Origin of the sequence: Pigmentiphaga kullae (assembly GCF_004216695.1) — a bacterium.
In the GTDB taxonomy this organism is placed as follows: domain Bacteria; phylum Pseudomonadota; class Gammaproteobacteria; order Burkholderiales; family Burkholderiaceae_B; genus Pigmentiphaga; species Pigmentiphaga kullae.
Map to the genome: position 1 here is coordinate 460,847 of NZ_SGXC01000002.1, position 20,449 is coordinate 481,295.

Sequence of the window (20,449 nt, forward strand, 5' to 3'; positions counted from 1 at the left end):
ATCCATGAGCACTCCCATACGCCTGACGCAGTACAGCCACGGGGCCGGCTGCGGCTGCAAGATATCGCCCAAGGTCCTGGACGTGATCCTGGCCGGCAGCGGCGCGCAGAATCTCGACCCGCGGTTGTGGGTGGGCAACGCCTCGCGCGACGACGCGGCGGTCTACGCGCTGGATGACGAGCGCGGCGTCGTGTCGACCACGGATTTCTTCATGCCCATCGTCGACGATCCCTACGACTTCGGCCGCATCGCCGCCACCAACGCCATCAGCGACATCTATGCGATGGGCGGCGATCCGCTGCTGGCCATCGCCATCCTGGGATGGCCGGTCAACCTGCTGCCGCCCGAGGTGGCGCGCGAGGTGGTGCGCGGCGGCCGGGCGGCCTGCGACGCAGCGGGCATTCCGCTGGCGGGCGGGCATTCCATCGATGCGCCCGAGCCCATCTTCGGGCTGGCCGTGACCGGCGTGGTGGACAAGGCGCGGCTCAAGCGCAACGACACCGCCACGGTGGGCTGCAAGCTGTACCTGACGAAGCCGCTGGGCATCGGCATCCTGACCACGGCCGAGAAAAAAGCGAAACTGCGCCCCGAGGACGTGAACCTGGCGCGGGACTGGATGTGCACGCTGAATCGGCCCGGCAGCCGTTTCGGCCGGCTGGCCGGCGTCCGGGCCATGACCGACGTCACCGGCTTCGGCCTGCTGGGCCATCTGGTGGAGATGGCCGACGGCAGCGGCGTCAGCGCCCGCGTCGAGTTCGCCAAGGTGCCGCGCCTGCCGGGCGTGGAGCATTATCTGGCCGAAGGCTGCGTGCCCGGCGGCACGGGCCGCAATTTCGACAGCTACGGCCAGCGCATCGCCCCGCTGGGCCAGGACCGTATCGACCTGCTGTGCGATCCGCAGACCAGCGGCGGCCTGTTGGTGGCGGTCGCCCCGGGGGCCGAGGACGAGTTCCTGGCGGCCGCCGCCGAATCCGGGCTGGCGCTCGAACCCATCGGGGAACTGGTCGAGCGGCGGGACTACGCGGTCGAAGTGGTGTGATGCGCGGCGACATCGACGACTACCGCGCGCTGTTCCTGCAAGGCATGCCCTTGATGGATACCCGCGCGCCCATCGAATTCCGCAAGGGAGCCTTCCCGGGCGCGGTCAACCTGCCGCTGATGACCGACATCGAGCGGCAGAAGGTCGGCACCTGCTACAAGCAGCAGGGCCAGGAGGCCGCGATCGCGCTGGGCCATCAACTGGTCCGCGGCCAGACCAAGGCAGAGCGGATCGAGGCTTGGGCGGCCTTCGCCCGCGCGCATCCCCAGGGCAGCCTGTACTGCTTCCGCGGCGGCCTGCGTTCGCAGATCGTCCAGCAGTGGCTGCGCGACGAAGCGGGCATCGCCTATCCGCGCGTGGTGGGCGGCTACAAGGCCATGCGCGGCTTCCTGATGGACACGCTGGAGCGGGCCGTGGCCGAGTGCGGTTTCGTGGTGCTGGGCGGCATGACGGGTACGGGCAAGACCGACGTGCTGCGGGAACTGGACCATGCCCTGGACCTGGAGGGGCATGCCCATCACCGTGGATCGAGTTTCGGCAAGCATGCCACCGGGCAGCCGCCACAGATCGGCTTCGAGAACGACCTGGCGATCGATGTCCTGAAGAAGCGGGAGGCCGGCCATGCCCGCTTCGTGCTGGAGGACGAAAGCCATGCGATAGGCAGTTGCAGCGTGCCGCTCAGCCTGTTCCAGGGCATGCAGACATATCCGGTGGTCTGGCTGGAAGACAGCCTGGAAAACCGCGTCGAACGCATCCTACGCGACTACGTGGTCGACCTGTGCGCCGAGTTCGTGGCCATCCATGGCGAAGAGGCCGGCAGGGACCTGTTCGGCCAGCGCCTGCGCCAAAGCCTGGACAACATCCACAAGCGGCTGGGGGGCGAGCGGCACCAGCGCCTCGCGGCGATCATGGATGCCGCCCTGGCCGGGCAGGCGCGCGGCGCAGGCGTCGAACCTCACCGGGCCTGGATCGAGGAACTGCTGACCGGCTACTACGATCCCATGTACGTCTACCAGCGCAAGCTGAAGGCGGCGCGCATCGTGTTCACCGGTGACCAGCGCGCGGTGCTGGATTATCTGCGGGAGCAGGCGAGGGCGTAGCGGGCACCGCCCGCATGGGAGCTGCGATGCACAAGAGCCGATTGGGAAACATCGTCATCGATTGCAGGACCGGCGATCTGCTGTCGGAAGCACGTTTCTGGAGCGCCGCGCTGGGGTGTCCTCTGCCCGGGAAGGTCGATCCCGGCGGTCGCTATATCCAGCTCGTGACCCGGCCCGGCGATGTCCAGATCATCATCCAGAAGGTCGACCACGAGGCCCGGGCCCATCTCGACATCGAGACCGATGCGATCGACGCGGAGGTGGCGCGCATGGAAGGCCTGGGTGCCGTCATCGTGTCCCGCGAGAAGGCCTGGGTGGTCATGCAGGCACCCAGCGGACACCGCTTCTGCGTGGGCAAGCCCTACCGAGGCGGGTTCGAACAGGGGGCCAACGCCTGGGATTGACGGCATGTCCGTACCCTAGGGTTTTCACTGATCATCGGGTTGTCGATTTCCGCGTTTCCCGCTCGTCGTAGGCATGTAACCACCCTGACGAAAGGAGATTCACCATGGCTACCGGTACCGTCCGACTCCACCGTGTCCTGCGCGCCACCCCCGAGCGGGTCTATCGCGCCTTCGTCGAGGCCGACGCGCTGGCGAAGTGGCTGCCGCCGTACGGCTTCACCTGCCAGGTCCACCACCTGGAAGCGAAGGTCGGCGGGACGTTCAAGATGTCCTTCCGGAACTTCACGACCGGCAACGCCCATTCCTTCGGCGGCGAGTACCAGGAACTGGTCCCGTTCCAGAAGATCCGCTACACCGACAAGTTCGACGATCCCAACCTGCCGGGAGAAATGGCGGTCACCGTCGTGCTCAAGCAGGTGGCCTGCGGCACCGATCTGGACGTCGTGCAGGCCGGCATTCCCGAAGTCATTCCCACCGAGATGTGCTATCTGGGCTGGCAGGAATCGCTGCTCCAGCTGGCCAAGCTGGTCGAGCCGGAAATCCCGGACTGAGCGGATCAGCGCGATTTCATCAGGTGCAGCGCCAGTGCGTGGTACGCCGGCAGCGACGTCGGGTCGTTGGCGGCATTGCTGGCCACCGGATGCGAGGCGAAGCGCGCGATCACCATCTCCGCCTTGGGATCGATGTAGATGGCCTGCCCGTGCACGCCGCGTGCGGCGAAGGCGCCGTGCGCGTTGTGCGTGATCCACCACATGTCGCGGTAGGTCCAGCCGGCCAGCAGCGTGTAGCCGGCCTGGGCGAAGTCCGCCGGGTCGCCGCCGCGCCGGATGTCGGCCACGGCGGCGGCGGGCAGGATCCGCCGGCCGTTGAAGACGCCGTTGTTCCGGATCATTTCGCCGAAGCGGGCCAGGTCGCGCAAGCCCGTGTTCAGGCCGCCGCCCGCGAACGGCGTGCCGGTCGAGTCGACCGTCATGTAGGCATCCTGCTCGGCGCCCAGCCGGCTCCAGATGCGATCGGACAGCAACTGCGCCACGGTTTTGCCGCTGGCGCGGGCCAGCACCCAGCCCAGCGCGTCGGTGTTGGCCGTGCGATAGTGGAAGGCCGTGCCGTGCCTGCCTTCGGGCCGCACTGTCTGCAGGAACTCGTAGTAGCTGCGCGGTCCGGCGTAGTCCTTGGGCTTGGGCAGCGGGTTGCCGGCGGCCGCGTGGGCCCAGACATCGGCATTGGGGTCGGCGTAGTCCTCGCTGAAGCGGATGCCGGTCGTCATGTCCATGAGCTGGCGTACCGTGGCATCGCCGAAGGCGGATGTCGCCAGTTCGGGCACGTACTCGGCTACCTTGCGCGACGGATCCAGCGTGCCATCGGCCGCGAGCATGGCGGCCAGCGTGCCGATGAAGGACTTGGTGACCGACATCGCGCCGTGCTGGCCCTGGGGACCGAGCACGCCGAAATAGCGTTCGTAGACGATGCGCCCTTTGTGCAGCACGACGATGCCGTCGGTGTAGTTGGCCTTCAGCGAGTCCTGCCAGGTCATGGTCCGGTTCGAGCCCAGCGGCTGGAAGACGACATCATCGATGTCGTCGCGCATGGCCCGGGGCAGCGGCGTGGGGGCGGCCAGGCCGCGCGATACGTTCACCGTGGGCATCAACTGCCGGAAGTTCGAGACGCTCCAGCGCATCGCGGGAAAGCGGAAGTACGAACCGTCGTCGAAGCGCAGGATGCGGTCCGGCGGGGGCGGCGAGCCGACCATCCAGCCGAGTTTGGCGGGGTCGCTGGCGTCGGCGTCGGGGTAGGTGGGCGCCGGCTCGGCGGCCAGCGCGGCGGTGATGGCCAACAAAGGCAGCAGGGTGGCCAGGAGGGCCGCGCGTGGCCGGGATCGTGTGTCCATGGGGCTTCTCCTTGGTCCTGCCAAAAGGTTGCGGGGACAGCGCCTGTCTTCAATCCTCCGGCCGCAGGTGCGGGAACAGGATCACGTCGCGGATGCTGGGGCTGTCGGTCAACAGCATCACCAGGCGATCGATCCCGATGCCGCAGCCGGCCGTCGGAGGCATGCCGTACTCCAGCGCGCGGATGTAGTCCGCGTCGTAGTACATGGCTTCCTCGTCGCCGGCGTCCTTGGCCTCGACCTGCTTGCGGAACCGTTCCGCCTGGTCCTCGGCGTCGTTCAGCTCCGAGAAGCCGTTGGCGATCTCGCGGCCGACCATGAACAGCTCGAAGCGCTCGGTGATGCCCGGGCGCGTGTCCGAGCCGCGCGCAAGCGGCGACACTTCCACCGGGTAGTCGATGATGTAGGTCGGCTGCCACAGCTTGGCTTCGGCCGTTTCCTCGAACAGCGCCAGCTGCAGCGCGCCCAGGCCGGCGCGCGCCAGCTGCGGGCCGTCCACGTGGGCGCCCAGCCGCTTGAGTTCGGCGCGCACGAAGGCTTCGTCGTTCAGTTGTCCGTCGGTGTAGCCGGGCTCGGCGTACTTGTGGATGGCCTCGGTGATGGTCAGCCGGTCGAAGGGCTGCGACAGATCCACCTCGCGGCCCTGGTAGGTCACCTTGGCGCCGCCGGTGGCATCGATGGCCGCCTGGCGGATGAGTCGTTCGGTGAAGTCCATCAGCCAGCGGTAGTCGCCGTAGGCCGCGTAGAACTCCATCATGGTGAATTCGGGGTTGTGCCTGGGGCTGACGCCTTCGTTGCGGAAGTTGCGGTTCAGCTCGAACACGCGCTCGAAGCCGCCCACGATCAGGCGCTTCAGGTAGAGTTCGGGCGCGATGCGCAGGTACATGGGCATGTCCAGCGCATTGTGGTGGGTCGTGAAGGGCTTGGCCGCGGCGCCGCCGGGGATGGCGTGCAGCATGGGCGTCTCCACCTCCAGGAAGCCGGCCTCGGTCATCAGGCGGCGGATGGAGGCGATGGCGCGGCTGCGCGCGACGAAGGTGTTGCGGGTCGACTCGGTCATGACGAGGTCGACGTAGCGCTGGCGGTAGCGCATTTCCTGGTCGGCGATGCCGTGGAACTTGTCGGGCAGGGGGCGCAGCGATTTGGTCAGCAGCCGCACCTCGGCGGCCTGGATCGACAGCTCGCCCTTGTTGGTCTTGAAGACCTTGCCGTGCACGGCCAGGATGTCGCCGATATCCCAGTGCTTGAAGGCGTTGTAGACCTCTTCGCCCACCAGTTCCTTGCTCAGGTAGATCTGGATGCGGCCGGTCGAGTCCTGCAGGGTGGCGAAGCTGGCCTTGCCCATCACGCGCTTGAGCATCATGCGGCCGGCGACGCTGGCGGCGATGTCGGTGGCGTCCAGCGCTTCCTTCTCGGTGCCGTCGTGCGCCGCGTGCAGCGCGGCCGCGCGGTCGGCGGGCACGAAGTCGTTGGGGAAGGCCGGCCCGGCTTCGCGCAGGCGGGCGAGCTTGGCGCGCCGTTCGGCGATGATCTGGTTTTCGTCTTGCGCGGGTTCGTTGGCGGTGGGCCGGTTGTCGGTCATGATGGCTGTCGGGGTCGGTAATGTCGGATGTCGTCGATGTCGGTGCGACGACCGAAGTCGCCGCGTTGCCGGTGTCGGTCAGACGCCCTGTTTCAGGCTGGCTTCGATGAAGGGATCGAGATCGCCGTCCAGCACTTTCTGGGTGTTGGAGATTTCTACGTTGGTGCGCAGGTCCTTGATGCGACTCTGGTCCAGCACGTACGAACGGATTTGGTGGCCCCAGCCCACGTCGGTCTTGGAGTCTTCCAGCTTCTGTTGTTCGGCCATGCGCTTGCGCATTTCCAGTTCGAACAGCTTGGACTTCAGCATCTGCATCGCCTCGGCGCGGTTGCGGTGCTGCGAACGGTCGTTCTGGCACTGCACGACGATGCCCGTGGGGACGTGGGTCATCCGCACCGCGGAGTCGGTCTTGTTGATGTGCTGGCCGCCCGCGCCGGACGCGCGGAAGGTGTCCACGCGGATGTCGGCGGGATTGACGTCGACCTCGAAGGAGTCGTCGACTTCCGGGTACACGAACACGCTGGCGAACGAGGTGTGCCGGCCGCCGGACGAATCGAACGGGCTCTTGCGCACCAGGCGGTGCACGCCGGTCTCGGTGCGCAGGTAGCCGAAGGCGTACTCGCCCTCGATCTTGATGGTGGCGGACTTGATGCCGGCCACTTCACCCTCGGACTCTTCCATCAGCTCGGCCTTGAAACCCTTGCGCTCGGCGTACTTCAGGTACTGCCGCAGCAGCATGGAGGCCCAGTCCTGCGCCTCGGTGCCGCCGGCGCCGGCCTGGATGTCCAGGAAGCAGTTCAGCGGGTCGGCCGGATTGGCGAACATGCGGCGGAATTCCAGTCCGCCCACTTTTTCCTCGATGCCCGAGGCGTCGCCGACGATGGATTCCAGCGTGGCGTCGTCGTTGTCGGCCGCGGCCATCTCGAACAGCTCGGCGGCGTCGCGCAGGCTCGTCCCGATCTCGTTGATGGTCAGGACGATCGTTTCCAGCGCCTTTTTCTCGCGGCCCAGGTCCTGGGCGTGCTTGGGGTCGTTCCAGACGTCGGGGTTTTCCAGCTCGGCGTTTACGACCTGCAGGCGTTCATCTTTGACATCGTAGTCAAAGATACCTCCGTAGATCCTGGGCGCGCGCAGCCAGGTCCTGCAGTTGGGCTTCGAGTTGGTTGAGGCGTTCTGCTTCCATGCTGAATTCCAGGTGATTTTTCGCGTAACCCGCTATTTTAACGTAGGCCGGGCGCCCACCGGCGGGTCGCGCGCGGGATTCAGCGCGCCGCGTCCTGGCCGTGCTCGATCACCAGTTGCACGGACACCATGCCGTTCCAGTTGTTCAGCGCCAGTCGGTAGGCCAGGTCCACGGCGGGCGGCAGGGCGTCAGCGTGGCCGAACCAGATCGCGTCGAAGCGCTGGCTGCCGCGCTCGAGCGCGAGCTTCAGGTGCTTCTCGCCCACCACCCGCTGGTTGCGGATGACGAAGGCATCGACGAATACGGGCGCCGGAAAACCGGATCCCCAGACCTGTTGGTCCAGCAGGGTGGCGACCTCGGCGTTGGCGTAGTCGGCTTCCAGCGAGCCGTCGGTTTCCAGCGCCGGTTCGAAGCGGCTGCGGCCCGTCAGTTCGCGCACGGCGGCGTCGAAGGCCGGCACGAAGGCGGCGAAATCGGCCTCGTGCAGGGTCAGGCCGGCGGCCATGGCATGGCCGCCGAATTTGCGGATCAGGCTGGGGTAGCGCTTGGAGACGAGATCCAGCGCGTCGCGCAGGTGCACGTCGGGCACGGAGCGGCCCGAGCCGCGCAGTTCGCCGTCGCCGGCCGGCGCGAAGGCCAGGGTCGGGCACCAGAAGCGGTCCTTCAGGCGCGATGCCACCAGGCCCACCACGCCCTGGTGCCACGAGGCGTCGAACACGCACAGGCTGGCGGCCGAGGCCGCGGGCAGCGCGTCCAGCGAGGCCAGGGCCTGGTCGCGCATGCCGGCCTCGATCTCGCGGCGTTCGCGGTTCATGGTGTCGAGTTCGCGCGCCAGTTTCAGGGCCTCGTCCTCGTCGTCGGTGACCAGGCAGCGTATGCCCAGGCTCATGTCGGCCAGCCGGCCGGCGGCGTTGATGCGCGGCCCCAGGGCGAAGCCCAGGTCGAAGGTGCTGGCCTCGCGGGCCTGGCGGCCGCTGACCGAGAACAGCGCGCGCAGGCCCGGCTGCATGCGCCCGGCGCGTATGCGCTTGAGGCCCTGCGCCACCAGCAGGCGGTTGTTGGCGTCCAGCCTGACCACGTCGGCCACGGTGCCCAGGGCCACGAGGTCGGTCAGGGCGTCCAGCCTGGGGCCGCTGTCGCCGCCGAAGGCGCCGCGCTGGCGCAGCTCCGCGCGCAGCGCCAGCAGCAGGTAGAAGATGACGCCGACGCCGGCCAGGTGCTTGGACGGGAAGCCGCAGCCGGGCTGGTTGGGATTGACGATGGCCAGGGCCTCCGGCAGCACGTCGCCGGGCAGGTGGTGGTCGGTGATCACGACCTGCATGCCGGCCTCGCGCGCGGCCGCCACGCCGTCGAGGCTGGCGATGCCGTTGTCGACGGTGATCAGGATGTCGGGCTTGCCGGCCGGATGGGCGCAGGCCAGCTCGACCACCGCCGGCGACAGGCCGTAGCCGGTCTCGAAGCGGTTGGGCACCAGGAAGTCCACCACGGCGCCCATGGCGCGCAGCCCGCGCAGGCCCACGGCGCAGGCGGTGGCGCCGTCGCAGTCGTAGTCGGCCACGATCAGCAGCCGCTTGCGCGCGGCGATGGCATCGGCCAGCAGCGCGGCGGCGCGGCCGGCGTGGGTCAGCAGCGAGGGGGCCAGCATGGCCGGCCAGTCGGGCGCCGTTTCCTGCGGCGCGGCCACGCCGCGCGCCGCCCACAGGCGGGCCAGCAGGGGATGGATGCCGGCCTGTTCCAGGCGGCGCCGGGCAGCCGGGTCGGGCTGACGGGTCAGGATTCTTGGGGCAACCACCAGCGTTTCCAGTCGTGTCGGGGGGAGGGCAGCCAGCGCAGCAGGGCGGGCCGCCGGTCTATCGTCAGGGTGACCAGCCGTTCGCGGGCCGGCAGCACCAGGGTCAGTTGTCGCAGGGCGCCGGCGCGCAGGGCCGCGCCGGCCGGGGCGAACCAGTCGCGCTCCAGCCGCGCGGCGGCATCGAGCCAGCTTCGCCAGTCGTCGGTGCGTTCGGGCAGCACGAGGTCGTCCAGCTCCACCAGCGCGCCGGGCTGGCTCGCCGCCGCGTCGGCGGGGCGCCGCCAGGGCAGGCCGTCGCGTTCGGCCAGCGCACGCAGCCAGGGCGCATTGCCGGCCACCAGCGAGGGCCGGCCGGCGGACCAATCCGGCCGCCACGGCGCGGCGCCGCCGTACAGCCACAGGGCATTGACCGGGACGAGCCCCCGCGCTTCGCGGTCGGCGTTCACCGGCGCTTCGTGCCAGTGCATCTGGATCTCGTTGACCAGTTTGCGCCAGGGCCGGGCCTCGGGGGTGCGCGGCCACCAGGCATCCAACGCGGCGCCCGTCACGGCATCCGGCGTGCCGGTGTGCCGGGCGGCGCCGTCAGGCAGGTCCAGGCGCCAGCGGCGCGGGCCGACGGTGCGGGCCGCCGCGCCATGCGCATCCAGCGCGGGCCGCGCCGCGGCCAGCAGCGCGTCGCTCTCGCCTTGCGTCGTGCCCAGTTCGCCGGGGTCGGTCAGGACCAGCCCGTCGCGGCCGACCTGCACATGGGCCAGGTCCGCCAGCCAGACGGGCCGGCCGTCTCGGGCGTCGTCCACCAGCAAGGGCGCGAGCCCCGCGCCGATCTTGCCGTCCGGCGGCCGGTGGCCCGCGCGATGCAGCCACCAGTACTCGCGCGAGGTGCAGCCCGCCTCGAAAGGGTCGAAGTCCTGCTGGACGGGCTGTGCGGCGCCCAGCCACGAGACCAGCGTGCGCACGGCGGGCTGGTGCGCGAGCTGCCGCGCCAGTTCGGGCGCGATGGCGGCGTCGCTCAGCAGGCCGGGAAGCAGCAGGGTCAGGTCGGAGGGCGAGGCGGGCACGGCGTAGGATCCGGATACAAGCGCCCGCGGGCGGCGGGCCGAATGGCCGGTATTGTAGGGGTAGGGCGGCGGCGGTGCCGGCCGCCGCCTTCTGCCATAATACGCGCGTGCTCAAGATACCCTACGAATTCTGGATAGGCTGGCGCTATACGCGCGCCGGCCGCGGGCGGCGACGCGATCGCTTCATTTCCTTCATTGCCGCCAGTTCCATGGCGGGCATCGGCCTGGGCGTGGCGGCGCTGATCATCGTGCTGTCGGTCATGAACGGCTTTCAGAAGGAAGTGCGCGACCGCATGCTGTCGGTGCTGCCGCACATCGAACTCTACCCGGTGGGGGGCGAGCGCGGCGCGGCGCTGGCCAACTGGCGCGAACTGACGGCGCTGGCCAAGAAAAATCCCGAAGTGCAGGCGGGGGCCCCCTACGTGGCGGCCCAGGCCATGATCGCCCGCGACCAGGTGCTGCGCGGCGTGCAGGTGCGTGGCATCGAGCCCGAGGCCGAGCGCGACGTCTCCGACGTGGCCAAGAACATGGTGGCCGGCTCGCTGGACGACCTGAAACCCGGCAGCTACGGCGTGGTGCTGGGACGCGCGCTGGCCCAGGGGCTGGGCGTGGGGCTGGGCGATCCCATCCTGATGCTGGCCCCGCAGGGCTCGGTCACGCCCGCCGGCTTCACGCCCCGCATGCGGCAGTTCACCGTGGTGGGCGTGTTCGAGGCCGGTCACTACGAATACGACTCCAGCCTGGCCTTCGTGAACGTGGACGACGCGGCGCGGCTGTTCCGCGACAGCGGCATCGGCGGGGTGCGGCTGCGCATCGCCGACATGCAGAAGGCGCCGCAGGTGGCGCGCGACCTGGCGCAGCTCTTGCCGCCGAACATCGCCGCCGCCGACTGGTCGCGCAACAACCGCACCTGGTTCGCCGCGGTGCAGACCGAGAAGCGCATGATGTTCCTGATCCTGGCGCTGATCATCGCCGTGGCGGCCTTCAACCTGCTGTCCTCGCTGGTCATGGCGGTCAACGACAAGCAGGCGGACATCGCCATCCTGCGCACCCTGGGCGCGACGCCGGCCGAGATCGCCCGCATCTTCGTGGTGCAGGGGGCGCTGATCGGCGTCATCGGCACGTTGCTGGGCGTGGCCGGCGGCACGCTCATTGCCTACAACATCGACATCATCGTGCCCGCCATCGAACACGCGCTGGGCATCCAGTTCCTGCCGCGCGACATCTACCTGATCACCGAGCTGCCGTCCGACCCGCGCCTGTCCGACATCGTCACCATAGGCGTGACGTCGCTGGTGCTGTCGTTCCTGGCCACCCTGTATCCCAGCTGGCGCGCCTCGCGCCTGCAACCGGCGGAGGTGCTGCGCCATGACTGATCGCCGCGTGGTCCTGGAAGGACGGGGCATATCCAAGGTCTATGCCGAGGGCGGCGAGCGCGTCACCGTGCTGCGCGGCGTGGACCTGCGCGTGCGCCAGGGCGAAATGGTGGCCCTGGTGGGCGCCTCGGGCTCGGGCAAGAGCACGCTGCTGCATGTGCTGGGGCTGCTGGACCAGCCCAGCTCGGGCGAGGTCGTGCTGGACGGCCAGGCGGCGGCCGGCTTCAGCGAAAAGCAGCGCAGCCTGGCGCGCAATCGCAGCCTGGGCTTCGTCTACCAGTTCCATCATCTGCTGGCCGAGTTCTCGGCGCTGGACAACGTGGCGATGCCGTTGATCGTGCGCCGCACGGACCGCGCGCAGGCCCGCCGCGCCGCCGCCGAAATGCTCGAGCAGGTGGGCCTGGGGCAGCGGGCCAGCCATCATCCCGGCCAGTTGTCCGGCGGCGAGCGCCAGCGCGTGGCGCTGGCCCGCGCCCTGGTGACGCGGCCGCTGTGCGTGCTGGCCGACGAACCCACGGGCAACCTCGACCGCCACACGGCGCGCGAGGTGTTCGGCCTGCTCAAGCGGCTGAACCAGGAGCTGGACATGGCCTTCGTCATCGTGACCCACGATGCCGAGCTGGCGGCGCTGGCCGACCGGCAATTGAAGATGGCCGACGGCGTGCTGGCCGAGGGAATTTCCGTCTAGAACGGCGGGGCGGTAAAGTGGATCGATGCTGATCGATACCCATTGCCACCTCGACGCGGCCGAGTTCGGCAGCGACCGTACGGACGCTGCCGCGCGGGCCCGCGCCGCGGGCGTGGCCGGCATCGTCATCCCTGCCGTGGCGCGTGGCAATTTTTCCACCGTGCGCGACCTCGCCCATGCGGTCCCGGGCGGTGCCTACGCCCTGGGCATCCATCCCATGTACGTGCGCGACGCCGCCGACGAGGACCTGGAACATCTGCGCGACGCGGTGGCGCGGGCCATGGGCGATCCGCGTTTCGTCGCCGTAGGCGAGATCGGCCTGGATTTCTTCGTCCAGGACATCGCCCAGGGCGAGCAGCGCGCGCGCCAGGAACGCTTCTACCACGCCCAGCTCAAGCTGGCGGCCGAGTTCGGCCTGCCCGTGCTGCTGCACGTGCGCCGTTCGCAGGACGTGTTGTTGAAGTACCTGCGGCGTGTGGAGGTTCCGGGCGGCATCGCCCATGCCTTCAACGGCAGCCGGCAGCAGGCCGAGTTGTTCGTTGCGCGCGGATTCGCGCTGGGCCTGGGCGGCGAGATGACTTACGAGCGGTCGCGCAACATCCGCCGGCTGGCGGCCGGGATGGACCTGGCCGCGCTGGTGCTGGAAACCGACGCGCCCGACATCCCGCCCGCCTGGCTGCCGCGCGAGAACCGGCGCAACGAACCCGCGGAACTGCCGCGCATTGCCGCGGTGCTGGGCGAGCTGCGCGGCCTGCCGATGACCGAGATCGCCGCGGCCACGTCGGCCAATGCGCGGCGGGTCTTGCCGCGCTTGGGCGGGGCGCTGGCCGCCTGAGCGCCGCCGGGCCGCATCCCGGACAGATTCATCCCAGCGGGGGCTGCGTGGCGGCCCCGGCATGCCTACCATCCTGGCCTTGGGCCGGAGGAAGGACATGCTGCGTTTCGCATTGGTGGCGTTCGTGCTGGGCACGGCGGGGGTGCATGGACTGCCGGCTGTGCCATCGGCCTGGGTTTCGGTGCTCGGGGGCATGGTGGTGTCGGGGGCGTGCGGCGTATGGGGACGATTGCTGCAACGACGCCGGCAGTCTGGCCGCGCGGCCGTCTTGTTCGCAGTCGCGGCTTGTGCGGCGGGCGCCGGCCTGGCGCTGACGCGTATCGACCTGCGCTTGCAGGACGGCCTGTCGCCGGCGCGCGAGAACGTGCCCCTCGAACTGGACTACCTCGTCGCCAGCCTGTCCACGGCGACGGCGACCGGCCAGCGTTTCGAGGCGACGGTGCCGGACCCGCCGGCCGGCGTGCCCGGCCAGGTGCAGCTGTCGTGGCGGGGGCCGGCCGCGCAGGTGGTGCCGGGCGAGCGCTGGCGTGGCACCGTGGCGCTGAAGCGGCCTCATGGCAATCTGAACCCCCACGGCTTCGACTACGAGGCCTATCTGTTCGAACGCGGCATACGGGCCACCGGGTCGGTGCGCGGCCGTCCCGCCCGGCTGGCGGACGATCCCCGCGTCAGTTTCGACGTGGCGGTGCAGCGGGTGCGCCATGTGTGCCGGGCGGCGCTGCGCCAGGCGCTGGAAGGCAAGCGCTACGGCGCCGTGCTGGCGGCCCTGGCGATGGGCGACCAGGCCGGCGTCGACCAGCACGACTGGGAGACCTTCAATCGCACCGGCATCACGCACCTGGTGTCCATCAGCGGCCTGCACGTGACGATGCTGGCCGCGCTGGCGGGATGGGCGGTGTTGCAGGCCTGGAAGCGCTGCAGCTGGGGCGGCATCCGTCTGTCCGAGCGGCATCCAGCCCAGGTCGCCGCCGCCGGCGCGGCGCTGGCCGTGGCGTGGCTGTACTGCCTGCTGGCGGGGTGGGGCGTGCCGGCCCGGCGAACCTTCTTCATGCTGGCCGTGGTGGCGGGCGCGGCGGCATGGCGCGTGCCGGTGTCCGGCTCGCGGGTGCTGGCGCTGGCGGCGGCGCTGGTCTGCGCGCTGGACCCCTGGGCTCCGCTGGCGGCCGGGTTCTGGCTGTCGTTCGGCGCGGTGGCGCTGCTGATACTGTGCGGCGGCGGGCGCTGGCGGCAGCGCGACGAATCGGCGCCGGTCCCCGTCTGGTCCGCGCGGATGGCCGCTTCGGTGCGCGAAGGGGCCCGCGCGCAGGCGGCGCTGACCGTGGGCTTGCTGCCGGCGCTGGCGCTGCTGTTCCAGCAGGTGTCGCTGGTATCCCCGCTCGCCAATGCCGCGGCCATTCCGGTGGTCAGCCTGGTGGTCACGCCACTGGCGCTGGCGGCGTTGGCGCTGTGCCTGATCCCGGGACTGGCGCAGGTGGGAGCGGTCGCGGCTGCCATCGCTCACGCGGTGTTCGAAGGGTTGATGGTGCCCCTGCAATGGCTGGCCGAGACCCGGCTGGCGGCCGTGTCGCTGGCGGCGCCGCCCTGGCCGCTGTTCGCGCTGGCGCTGGCCGGCGTGGTCTGGGCCCTGCAGCCGCGCGGCCTGCCGGGACGCTGGCTGGGGCTCGTGCTGCTGGTGCCCATGCTGGCCTACCGGCCCATGCGCCCCGCGCCGGGCGAATGGCGCCTGGCGCTGTTGGACGTGGGGCAGGGCACCGCCATCGTGGTGGAGACGGCGCGCGCGACGCTGTTGTACGACACCGGGCCACCCTACGGCGAGAAGGCCGATGCGGGCGAGCGCGTCGTCTGGCCCTATCTGCGCGCGCGTGGCATACGCCGGCTGGAACACGTGGTGGTATCGCATGCCGACGCGGATCATGCGGGCGGCCTGCGCTCGGTGCTGGCTGCCTTGCCCGTTGAGCGGGTGCATGCGTCCTACGATCTGGCGCCAGGGGACATCGGACCAGCGGCTTTTTCGCGCTGCGCCGCCGGACAGCGCTGGACGGTGGATGGCGTGGCGTTCGAGTTCCTGCATCCGCATTCCCCGCAGGGCGAGGTGCCGCCGCGCCAGCGCAACGCGCACAGCTGCGTGCTGCGGGTGCGCGGCGCGCATCACGCGGCCTTGCTGACGGGGGACATCGGCGCGGCCGAGGAAGCGGGGCTGGCGGCCGTGGAGGATCTGGCAGCCGACGTGGTGGCCGTGCCGCACCACGGGTCGCGGGGTTCGTCCAGTCCGGCGTTGGTCGACGCCGCGCGGGCCTCGCATGCGGTCGCACAGGCCGGCTACCTGAATCGCTACCGCCACCCGCACCCCGACGCCGAGCAGCGGTGGCGGCGCGCGGGCGCCATGTTCCACCGTACCGACAGGCACGGTGCGCTGGTGTTCACTTCGCGCGCGGCGGGGCTGCGGGTCGAACGCGAGCGCGAGACCAGGCGCCGCTATTGGCACACCGCGCCCTGACGGCGGTGGCTACAATCCCGAGTCCGGCCCAGCAAGGAACGCCTTCATGAATCACGACGCCCCGTCCGCCTCCCTCCAGCCCCGCCTGGAGTTCGTGACCTGCCTGAGCCCGGCGGGCCTGCATCGCATGGCGTACTGGGAATGGGGGGATCCGTCCAACGACAACGTGCTGGTCTGCGCCCACGGCCTGACCCGCTCGGGCCGCGATTTCGACGCGCTGGCGCGGCGCATGGCCGGCCGCTACCGGGTGGTCTGCCCGGACGTGGTGGGTCGCGGCCGTTCGGACTGGCTCGTCAATCCCGCCTATTACACGGTGCCGCAATACGTGGCGGACATGATGCCGCTGCTGGCCCGGGTGCAGGCCGAGACTCTGCACTGGTTCGGGACCTCGCTGGGCGGCCTGATCGGCATGGCGCTGGCGGGCCTGCAGGCATCGCCCATCGACAAGCTGGTGCTGAACGACGTCGGCCCGCACCTGGAGCCGGCCGCGCTGGCGCGCATCGGGCAGTACGTGGGCAAGGCGCCGGCCTTCGGCAGTTTCGAGGAAGCGCGGGCCTACGTCAGCACGGTATCGGCTTCGTTCGGCCCGCATACCCCGGAACAGTGGGACGAGCTGACGCGGCACGTGGTGCGCCAGGTCGACGGCCCGGCCGGACCGTGGACCATGCACTACGACCCGGCCATCGCCGAGGCCTTCGCGGCCATGGACCCGGCCACGGCCGTCGCGGCCGAGGCGGCGCTGTGGCACGTCTACACCAACATCGAATGCCCAATCCTGATCGTACGCGGCGAACATTCGGACCTGCTTACCGAGGATACCGTGGCGGGGATGCTGGCCCGCAACCCGCACGCACAGCGCGTCGAGGTCGCCGGCGTGGGGCATGCGCCCACGTTCATGACGCCGGCGCAACTGGATCTGGTGGACGGTTTCCTGCGCGACTAGCGGTCATCGCGGCCTGCTATGCTTGCGGCTCCGAATCTGCTCCACAAAGAGGAAAACACCATGAGCATCGAGCGTTTCAGTGTCGGCAAGCGCATGTCCGAAATGGTCGTGCACGGCGGCGTGGCCTATCTGGCCGGCCAGGTGGCCGAAGATCCCTCGAAGGATCCGGCGGACCAGACCCGCCAGGTGCTGGCCGCCATCGACAAGCTGCTGGCCGCCGCCGGCACCGACAAGACCCGCATCCTGCGCGCGCAGATCTTCCTGGCCGACATCGCCGACTTCGCCGCGATGAACTCCGTCTGGGACGCCTGGGTGCCGGCCGGCCACACGCCCGCCCGCGCCACCGTCGAGGCCAAGCTGGCCGCGCCGGAATACAAGGTCGAGATCGTCGTTACCGCCGCCGTCTGATCCCGGTCCGCCGGGGCTGGCCCGTGCCCGTTCAGCGGGGCAGCGCGGGGCCGGTTCCCAGCGGATCCTGCCGGTAGTACTGCGTCAGCAGCGCATACCATTCGGGCATCGCGCGCCACAGCGGCTCGGGATGCACGAAGAAGGCCTCGGAACTGACGGCGAAGAACTCGGCCTCGTCCGTGGCCGCATACGGATCCAGCGGCAACTGCGCATACCAGTGATCCGCTTCCTCGGATTCCGGGTCCACGTCGGGCGGGATGGCCGCCTCGATTTCCTCCAGCCGGGCCAGCAGCGCATCGTAGCTGCGTGCCAGCACGCTGCGCCACAGCCTGGGCCGGATCCCGGCGTGCGCGTGCAGGCTGGGCATGCCGTCGGCCTGGCCGTATTGCAAGTCGAGCTTGTGGGCGAATTCGTGGATGACCACGTTGAAGCCCGCCGGTCGTTCCAGGCCGGGGCTGGCATCCTCCCAGGACAACACGATGGGGCCGCCGTCCCAGGCCTCGCCGGCGGCCTCCTCGACGTACTCGTGCACCACGCCGTCCTCGTCCACGTCCGAACGGGGAATCAGGAAGCCGCCCGGATAGACGATGACCTCGGACCATCCCTCGTACAGGCCCGGATCCAGGTACAGGATGGGCAGGCAGGCCTGTACCGCGATGGACAGGCGTATCTCGTCGGTCAGGACCTGGCCGGCCGCGCCGGTCATGGTCTTGCTGGCCAGGAACCACGCCGTCCGCGCCCGCAGGGCGTCGCGTTCGTCCTCGCTCAGGCGCGCGAGGAATGCATGCGAGGCCAGCGTTTGGGTCCATAATTCCGGATTGATGCGAGCCTGCATCTGCTCCACGCGGTGCTTCGATGCGCCGCGGGCAAACAGCCATCCCAACATACAATGAACTTCCCTGGTGGATAAGCGACTAGAGTACCGTGCCGGCGGCCAGGAAGGGCCGGCATCGCCCAAAGTGTAAGACCATGAACTCATCCGCTCCCGAGACTTCCGCGATTCAGCCGGCGACCTTCGGTCCCGACTGGCAACAGGCGGCCAACGCCGGCCTGTCGGAGGCGGCGCAACTGGACTTGCAGAAGGCGCTCGAATGGTCGTTTCCCCGCTATGCGCGCGAGCCGGCCGTGCCCGACGGCGAGGGCTGGGCGGAGCACGCGGCGGGCGTGGTCGCGATCCTGGCGGGCTTGCAGGTGGACGGCCATACCCGCATGGCGGCGCTGCTGGCGATTGCCGTGGGCGACCGCGACGTCAGCACCAATCCGCACAAGGACCCGGTCACGCTCCAGTTCGGCCCCGAGATCGGCAAGCTGGTGCACGGCTATCGCGCCCTGATCCGCCTGGGCCAGGTTACCCGCGACGCCAGCGATGCGTCGGCCGGCAGCGGCGCGCAGGCCGAGATGCTGCGCAAGATGCTGCTGGCCATGGCGGCCGACCTGCGCATCGTGCTGATGCGCCTGGCGTCGCGTTTGCAGACCCTGCGCTGGCACGCCCAGCACAAGGTGCCGCTGCCCGAGGCGCTGTCGCGCGAGACGCTGGAACTCTACGCGCCGCTGGCCAACCGGCTGGGCATCTGGCAGGTCAAGTGGGAAATGGAGGACCTGGCGTTCCGTTTCCTCGAGCCGGTCCGCTACAAGGAAATCGCCCGGCTGCTGGAGGAAAAACGCGTCGAGCGCGAAGCCTTCATCGCCGACGCCATCGCGCGGGTGCGCCAGGCATTGGAAAGCGCGGGCATCGTGGCCGACGTCACCGGCCGGCCCAAGCACATCTACAGCATCTGGAACAAGATGCGCAACCGGCGCCTGGATTTCGCCGATCTGTACGACCTGCGCGCGCTGCGCATCATCGTCGAGGACATCCGCACCTGCTACACGGTGCTGGGGCTGGTGCACCACCTGTGGACGCCGGTGCCCGACGAGTTCGACGACTACATCTCGCGGCCCAAGCCCAACGGCTACCGTTCATTGCACACGGTGGTCTACGACCACGACGGCCGGCCCTTCGAGGTGCAGATCCGCACGCGCGAGATGCACCAGTTCGCCGAATTCGGGATGGCGGCGCACTGGCGCTACAAGGAAGCGGGCGCCAAGGGCGGGCAGGTCAGCGCCGATTCGGAATACGACCGCAAGCTCAGCTGGATACGCCAGCTGCTGGCCTGGAAGGCCGACGTGCAGGTCGACGACCAGATCGGACAGGCGGCGCTCGACACGCTGGCCGACAACATCTACGTGCTGACGCCGCAGGCGCGGGTGATCGAGCTGCCGCCGGGCGCGACGCCGGTGGACTTCGCCTACCAGGTCCATACGGACCTCGGGCACCGCTGCCGCGGTGCGCGGGTGGACGGGGCCATGGTGCCGCTGAACACGCGCCTGGCCACCGGCCAGACGGTGGAGATCATCGCCACCAAGTCGGGCGGCCCTTCGCGCGACTGGCTCAATCCCCAGCTGAACTACCTGGCCAGCCAGCGCTCGCGGGCCAAGGTGCGCGCCTGGTTCAACGCCATCGACATCCAGGAGCGCATCGCCCAGGGCCAGGGCATGCTGGAAAAGGAATTGCAGCGCCTGGGCAAGACCGCGACCAACCTCGAATCGCTGGCCCAGCAACTGGGCTTCGCGTGCACCGAGGACCTGTACGTCGCGCTGGCCAAGGACGAATTCAGCCTGCGGCACGTCGCGGCCGCCTTCGAGGCGCCGCCGCCCGACGCCGGCCCGGACCTGTCCGCGTTGACGCGCGACAGCCGGCCGGAAAGCGCGGTGCATGCGGGCAAGAGCGGCGTGCTGGTGGTGGGCGTCGATGCGCTGCTGACGCAGTTGGCCAAGTGCTGCCGGCCGGCGCCGCCCGACCTGATTTCGGGATTCGTGACGCGGGGCAGGGGGGTCTCCATCCACCGCTGCGACTGCAAGAGCTTCCGCTCGCTGGCCGCGCGCGAACCTGAGCGCGTCATCGACGTGACCTGGGGCGATACGCGCGACGCCGTGTATCCGGTGGACATCGTCGTGCTGGCGAACGACCGCCACGGACTCCTGCGCGATATCTCGGAAGTCTTCGCACGCCAGCGCATCAATGTCATTGGCGTCAACACGCAAAGCCGGCAGGGAATCGCCCGCATGGTCTTCACCGCCGAGGTCGGCAACGGCGAGCACCTGGTGCGGGCGCTGGCGGGCATACGCGAAGTACCCGGCGTCCTGGAAGCCGACCGGCGCTGACATTGCGGCCGGGGCTCAGCCAGCGGCCTGCCGGATCCTGTCCGCGCGCCCCGTGTCGCGCGCCAGGCGGTACTCGACCCAGTCGTCATGGTCGATGGGGACGGCGCCCCCCATCAGGCGCGGTTCGATCGGATAGTAGTGGCAGCACAGCGCCTGTCCCGCCACCTGAAGATCCACCGGGCGGCGCACGAACAGCGAACCGCCGTCGGGATCGTATTCCTCGACCGCGTCCATGGCCGCCAGCAGCGGGTCGTCCACCGTGTAGACCTCGCCCAGTATTCGCGCATCGCCGTCCTCGACCAGTCCCGGCCAGTCGCCGAAATCGACCAGGCGGCCGCGCACGCGCGCCTCGCCCACCAGCAGGGGCGGGGACAGCAGCAGTCGGCGCGCCAGGCGCTCGATGTCGTTGATCTCGCCGCGACGCAGCGTGCCGTAGACGAATACGTGCGGCATGT

At 69.8% G+C, this 20,449-nt stretch carries 18 protein-coding genes; 11 read left to right on the plus strand and 7 right to left on the minus strand.

Annotated elements, in window-relative coordinates; translation table 11 throughout:
- Positions 1-4: 4 nt before the first annotated feature.
- From selD to EV675_RS16565, 4 genes are all read left to right on the plus strand, one after another.
- Complete coding sequence (selD, locus tag EV675_RS16550) at positions 5-1,039, plus strand: selenide, water dikinase SelD (protein WP_130358336.1); 1,035 nt, start codon at positions 5-7, stop codon at positions 1,037-1,039.
- The gene (gene mnmH / locus EV675_RS16555; protein ID WP_130358337.1) at positions 1,039-2,139 is read left to right on the plus strand and encodes a tRNA 2-selenouridine(34) synthase MnmH; all 1,101 of its coding nucleotides are present in this window, start codon (positions 1,039-1,041) and stop codon (positions 2,137-2,139) included. The genes selD and mnmH overlap by 1 nt, the downstream gene beginning before the upstream one ends.
- A 26-nt stretch (positions 2,140-2,165) precedes the next feature.
- A complete protein-coding gene (locus EV675_RS16560; RefSeq protein WP_130358338.1) occupies positions 2,166-2,543 on the plus strand; it encodes a VOC family protein in 378 nt (125 codons plus the stop codon).
- Between the two features lie 104 nt (positions 2,544-2,647).
- A complete protein-coding gene (locus tag EV675_RS16565) occupies positions 2,648-3,094 on the plus strand; it encodes an SRPBCC family protein (protein ID WP_124689745.1) in 447 nt (148 codons plus the stop codon).
- A 5-nt stretch (positions 3,095-3,099) separates the two neighbouring features.
- On the opposite strand, the gene EV675_RS16570 is transcribed toward EV675_RS16565, so the two are convergent.
- The 5 genes from EV675_RS16570 to EV675_RS16590 form a co-directional block, all read right to left on the minus strand.
- Positions 3,100-4,431 (minus strand): serine hydrolase domain-containing protein, encoded by a 1,332-nt coding sequence (locus EV675_RS16570; RefSeq protein ID WP_130358339.1) that lies wholly within the window; start codon positions 4,429-4,431, stop codon positions 3,100-3,102.
- 49 nt (positions 4,432-4,480) lie between these two features.
- Complete coding sequence (gene lysS / locus EV675_RS16575) at positions 4,481-6,010, minus strand: lysine--tRNA ligase (protein WP_130358340.1); 1,530 nt, start codon at positions 6,008-6,010, stop codon at positions 4,481-4,483.
- A 78-nt stretch (positions 6,011-6,088) separates the two neighbouring features.
- A protein-coding gene (gene prfB, locus EV675_RS16580; RefSeq protein ID WP_130358341.1) for a peptide chain release factor 2 occupies positions 6,089-7,193 on the minus strand; the annotation gives its coding sequence in 2 pieces (ribosomal slippage) (positions 6,089-7,111 and positions 7,113-7,193; 1,104 coding nt in all).
- Between the two features lie 79 nt (positions 7,194-7,272).
- Complete coding sequence (gene recJ, locus EV675_RS16585; protein WP_130358342.1) at positions 7,273-8,985, minus strand: single-stranded-DNA-specific exonuclease RecJ; 1,713 nt, start codon at positions 8,983-8,985, stop codon at positions 7,273-7,275.
- The gene (locus tag EV675_RS16590) at positions 8,964-10,043 is read right to left on the minus strand and encodes a hypothetical protein (protein ID WP_130358343.1); all 1,080 of its coding nucleotides are present in this window, start codon (positions 10,041-10,043) and stop codon (positions 8,964-8,966) included. The genes recJ and EV675_RS16590 overlap by 22 nt, the downstream gene beginning before the upstream one ends.
- 107 nt (positions 10,044-10,150) lie before the next feature.
- Here EV675_RS16590 and EV675_RS16595 point away from each other — a divergent pair, with 107 nt between their 5' ends.
- The 6 genes from EV675_RS16595 to EV675_RS16620 all read left to right on the plus strand — a co-directional run bounded on the left by EV675_RS16595 (position 10,151) and on the right by EV675_RS16620 (position 16,790).
- Positions 10,151-11,419, plus strand: coding sequence for a lipoprotein-releasing ABC transporter permease subunit (locus tag EV675_RS16595; RefSeq protein ID WP_130358344.1), 1,269 nt, complete (start codon positions 10,151-10,153; stop codon positions 11,417-11,419).
- Positions 11,412-12,107 carry an ABC transporter ATP-binding protein gene (locus EV675_RS16600; RefSeq protein ID WP_130358345.1) on the plus strand — a complete coding sequence of 232 codons (696 nt, stop codon included), beginning with the start codon at positions 11,412-11,414 and terminating at the stop codon, positions 12,105-12,107. Before EV675_RS16595 ends, EV675_RS16600 begins: the two co-directional genes overlap by 8 nt.
- Positions 12,108-12,132: 25 nt before the next feature.
- The gene (locus EV675_RS16605; RefSeq protein ID WP_130358346.1) at positions 12,133-12,942 is read left to right on the plus strand and encodes a TatD family hydrolase; all 810 of its coding nucleotides are present in this window, start codon (positions 12,133-12,135) and stop codon (positions 12,940-12,942) included.
- Positions 12,943-13,039: 97 nt separating this feature from the next.
- Positions 13,040-15,439 (plus strand): DNA internalization-related competence protein ComEC/Rec2, encoded by a 2,400-nt coding sequence (locus EV675_RS16610; RefSeq protein ID WP_130358347.1) that lies wholly within the window; start codon positions 13,040-13,042, stop codon positions 15,437-15,439.
- A gap of 46 nt (positions 15,440-15,485) precedes the next feature.
- On the plus strand, positions 15,486-16,382 hold the full coding sequence (locus EV675_RS16615) for an alpha/beta fold hydrolase (protein WP_130358348.1): 897 nt from the start codon (positions 15,486-15,488) through the stop codon (positions 16,380-16,382).
- Positions 16,383-16,442: 60 nt separating this feature from the next.
- A complete protein-coding gene (locus tag EV675_RS16620) occupies positions 16,443-16,790 on the plus strand; it encodes a RidA family protein (protein ID WP_087837422.1) in 348 nt (115 codons plus the stop codon).
- 31 nt (positions 16,791-16,821) lie between these two features.
- On the opposite strand, the gene EV675_RS16625 is transcribed toward EV675_RS16620, so the two are convergent.
- Complete coding sequence (locus EV675_RS16625; RefSeq protein ID WP_130358349.1) at positions 16,822-17,676, minus strand: M90 family metallopeptidase; 855 nt, start codon at positions 17,674-17,676, stop codon at positions 16,822-16,824.
- Positions 17,677-17,759: 83 nt separating this feature from the next.
- On the opposite strand from EV675_RS16625, the gene EV675_RS16630 reads away from it, so the two are divergent.
- Complete coding sequence (locus EV675_RS16630) at positions 17,760-19,994, plus strand: RelA/SpoT family protein (RefSeq protein WP_130358350.1); 2,235 nt, start codon at positions 17,760-17,762, stop codon at positions 19,992-19,994.
- Positions 19,995-20,009: 15 nt separating this feature from the next.
- Here the strand turns inward: EV675_RS16630 and EV675_RS16635 are convergent, their stop codons facing one another.
- Positions 20,010-20,447, minus strand: a complete 438-nt coding sequence (locus tag EV675_RS16635; RefSeq protein ID WP_130358351.1) for a gamma-glutamylcyclotransferase family protein — start codon at positions 20,445-20,447, stop codon at positions 20,010-20,012.
- Positions 20,448-20,449 lie beyond the last annotated feature (2 nt).

Coding starts and splice junctions, on each gene's coding strand:
- EV675_RS16605 (WP_130358346.1), top strand. CDS start 12,133: ATGCTGATCGATACCCATTGCCACCTCGACGCGGCCGAGTTCGGCAGC.
- lysS (WP_130358340.1), bottom strand. CDS start 6,010: ATGACCGACAACCGGCCCACCGCCAACGAACCCGCGCAAGACGAAAAC.
- EV675_RS16570 (WP_130358339.1), bottom strand. CDS start 4,431: ATGGACACACGATCCCGGCCACGCGCGGCCCTCCTGGCCACCCTGCTG.
- EV675_RS16600 (WP_130358345.1), top strand. CDS start 11,412: ATGACTGATCGCCGCGTGGTCCTGGAAGGACGGGGCATATCCAAGGTC.
- EV675_RS16565 (WP_124689745.1), top strand. CDS start 2,648: ATGGCTACCGGTACCGTCCGACTCCACCGTGTCCTGCGCGCCACCCCC.
- EV675_RS16560 (WP_130358338.1), top strand. CDS start 2,166: ATGCACAAGAGCCGATTGGGAAACATCGTCATCGATTGCAGGACCGGC.
- EV675_RS16625 (WP_130358349.1), bottom strand. CDS start 17,676: ATGTTGGGATGGCTGTTTGCCCGCGGCGCATCGAAGCACCGCGTGGAG.
- EV675_RS16620 (WP_087837422.1), top strand. CDS start 16,443: ATGAGCATCGAGCGTTTCAGTGTCGGCAAGCGCATGTCCGAAATGGTC.
- EV675_RS16630 (WP_130358350.1), top strand. CDS start 17,760: ATGAACTCATCCGCTCCCGAGACTTCCGCGATTCAGCCGGCGACCTTC.
- EV675_RS16635 (WP_130358351.1), bottom strand. CDS start 20,447: ATGCCGCACGTATTCGTCTACGGCACGCTGCGTCGCGGCGAGATCAAC.
- mnmH (WP_130358337.1), top strand. CDS start 1,039: ATGCGCGGCGACATCGACGACTACCGCGCGCTGTTCCTGCAAGGCATG.
- selD (WP_130358336.1), top strand. CDS start 5: ATGAGCACTCCCATACGCCTGACGCAGTACAGCCACGGGGCCGGCTGC.
- EV675_RS16610 (WP_130358347.1), top strand. CDS start 13,040: ATGCTGCGTTTCGCATTGGTGGCGTTCGTGCTGGGCACGGCGGGGGTG.
- EV675_RS16615 (WP_130358348.1), top strand. CDS start 15,486: ATGAATCACGACGCCCCGTCCGCCTCCCTCCAGCCCCGCCTGGAGTTC.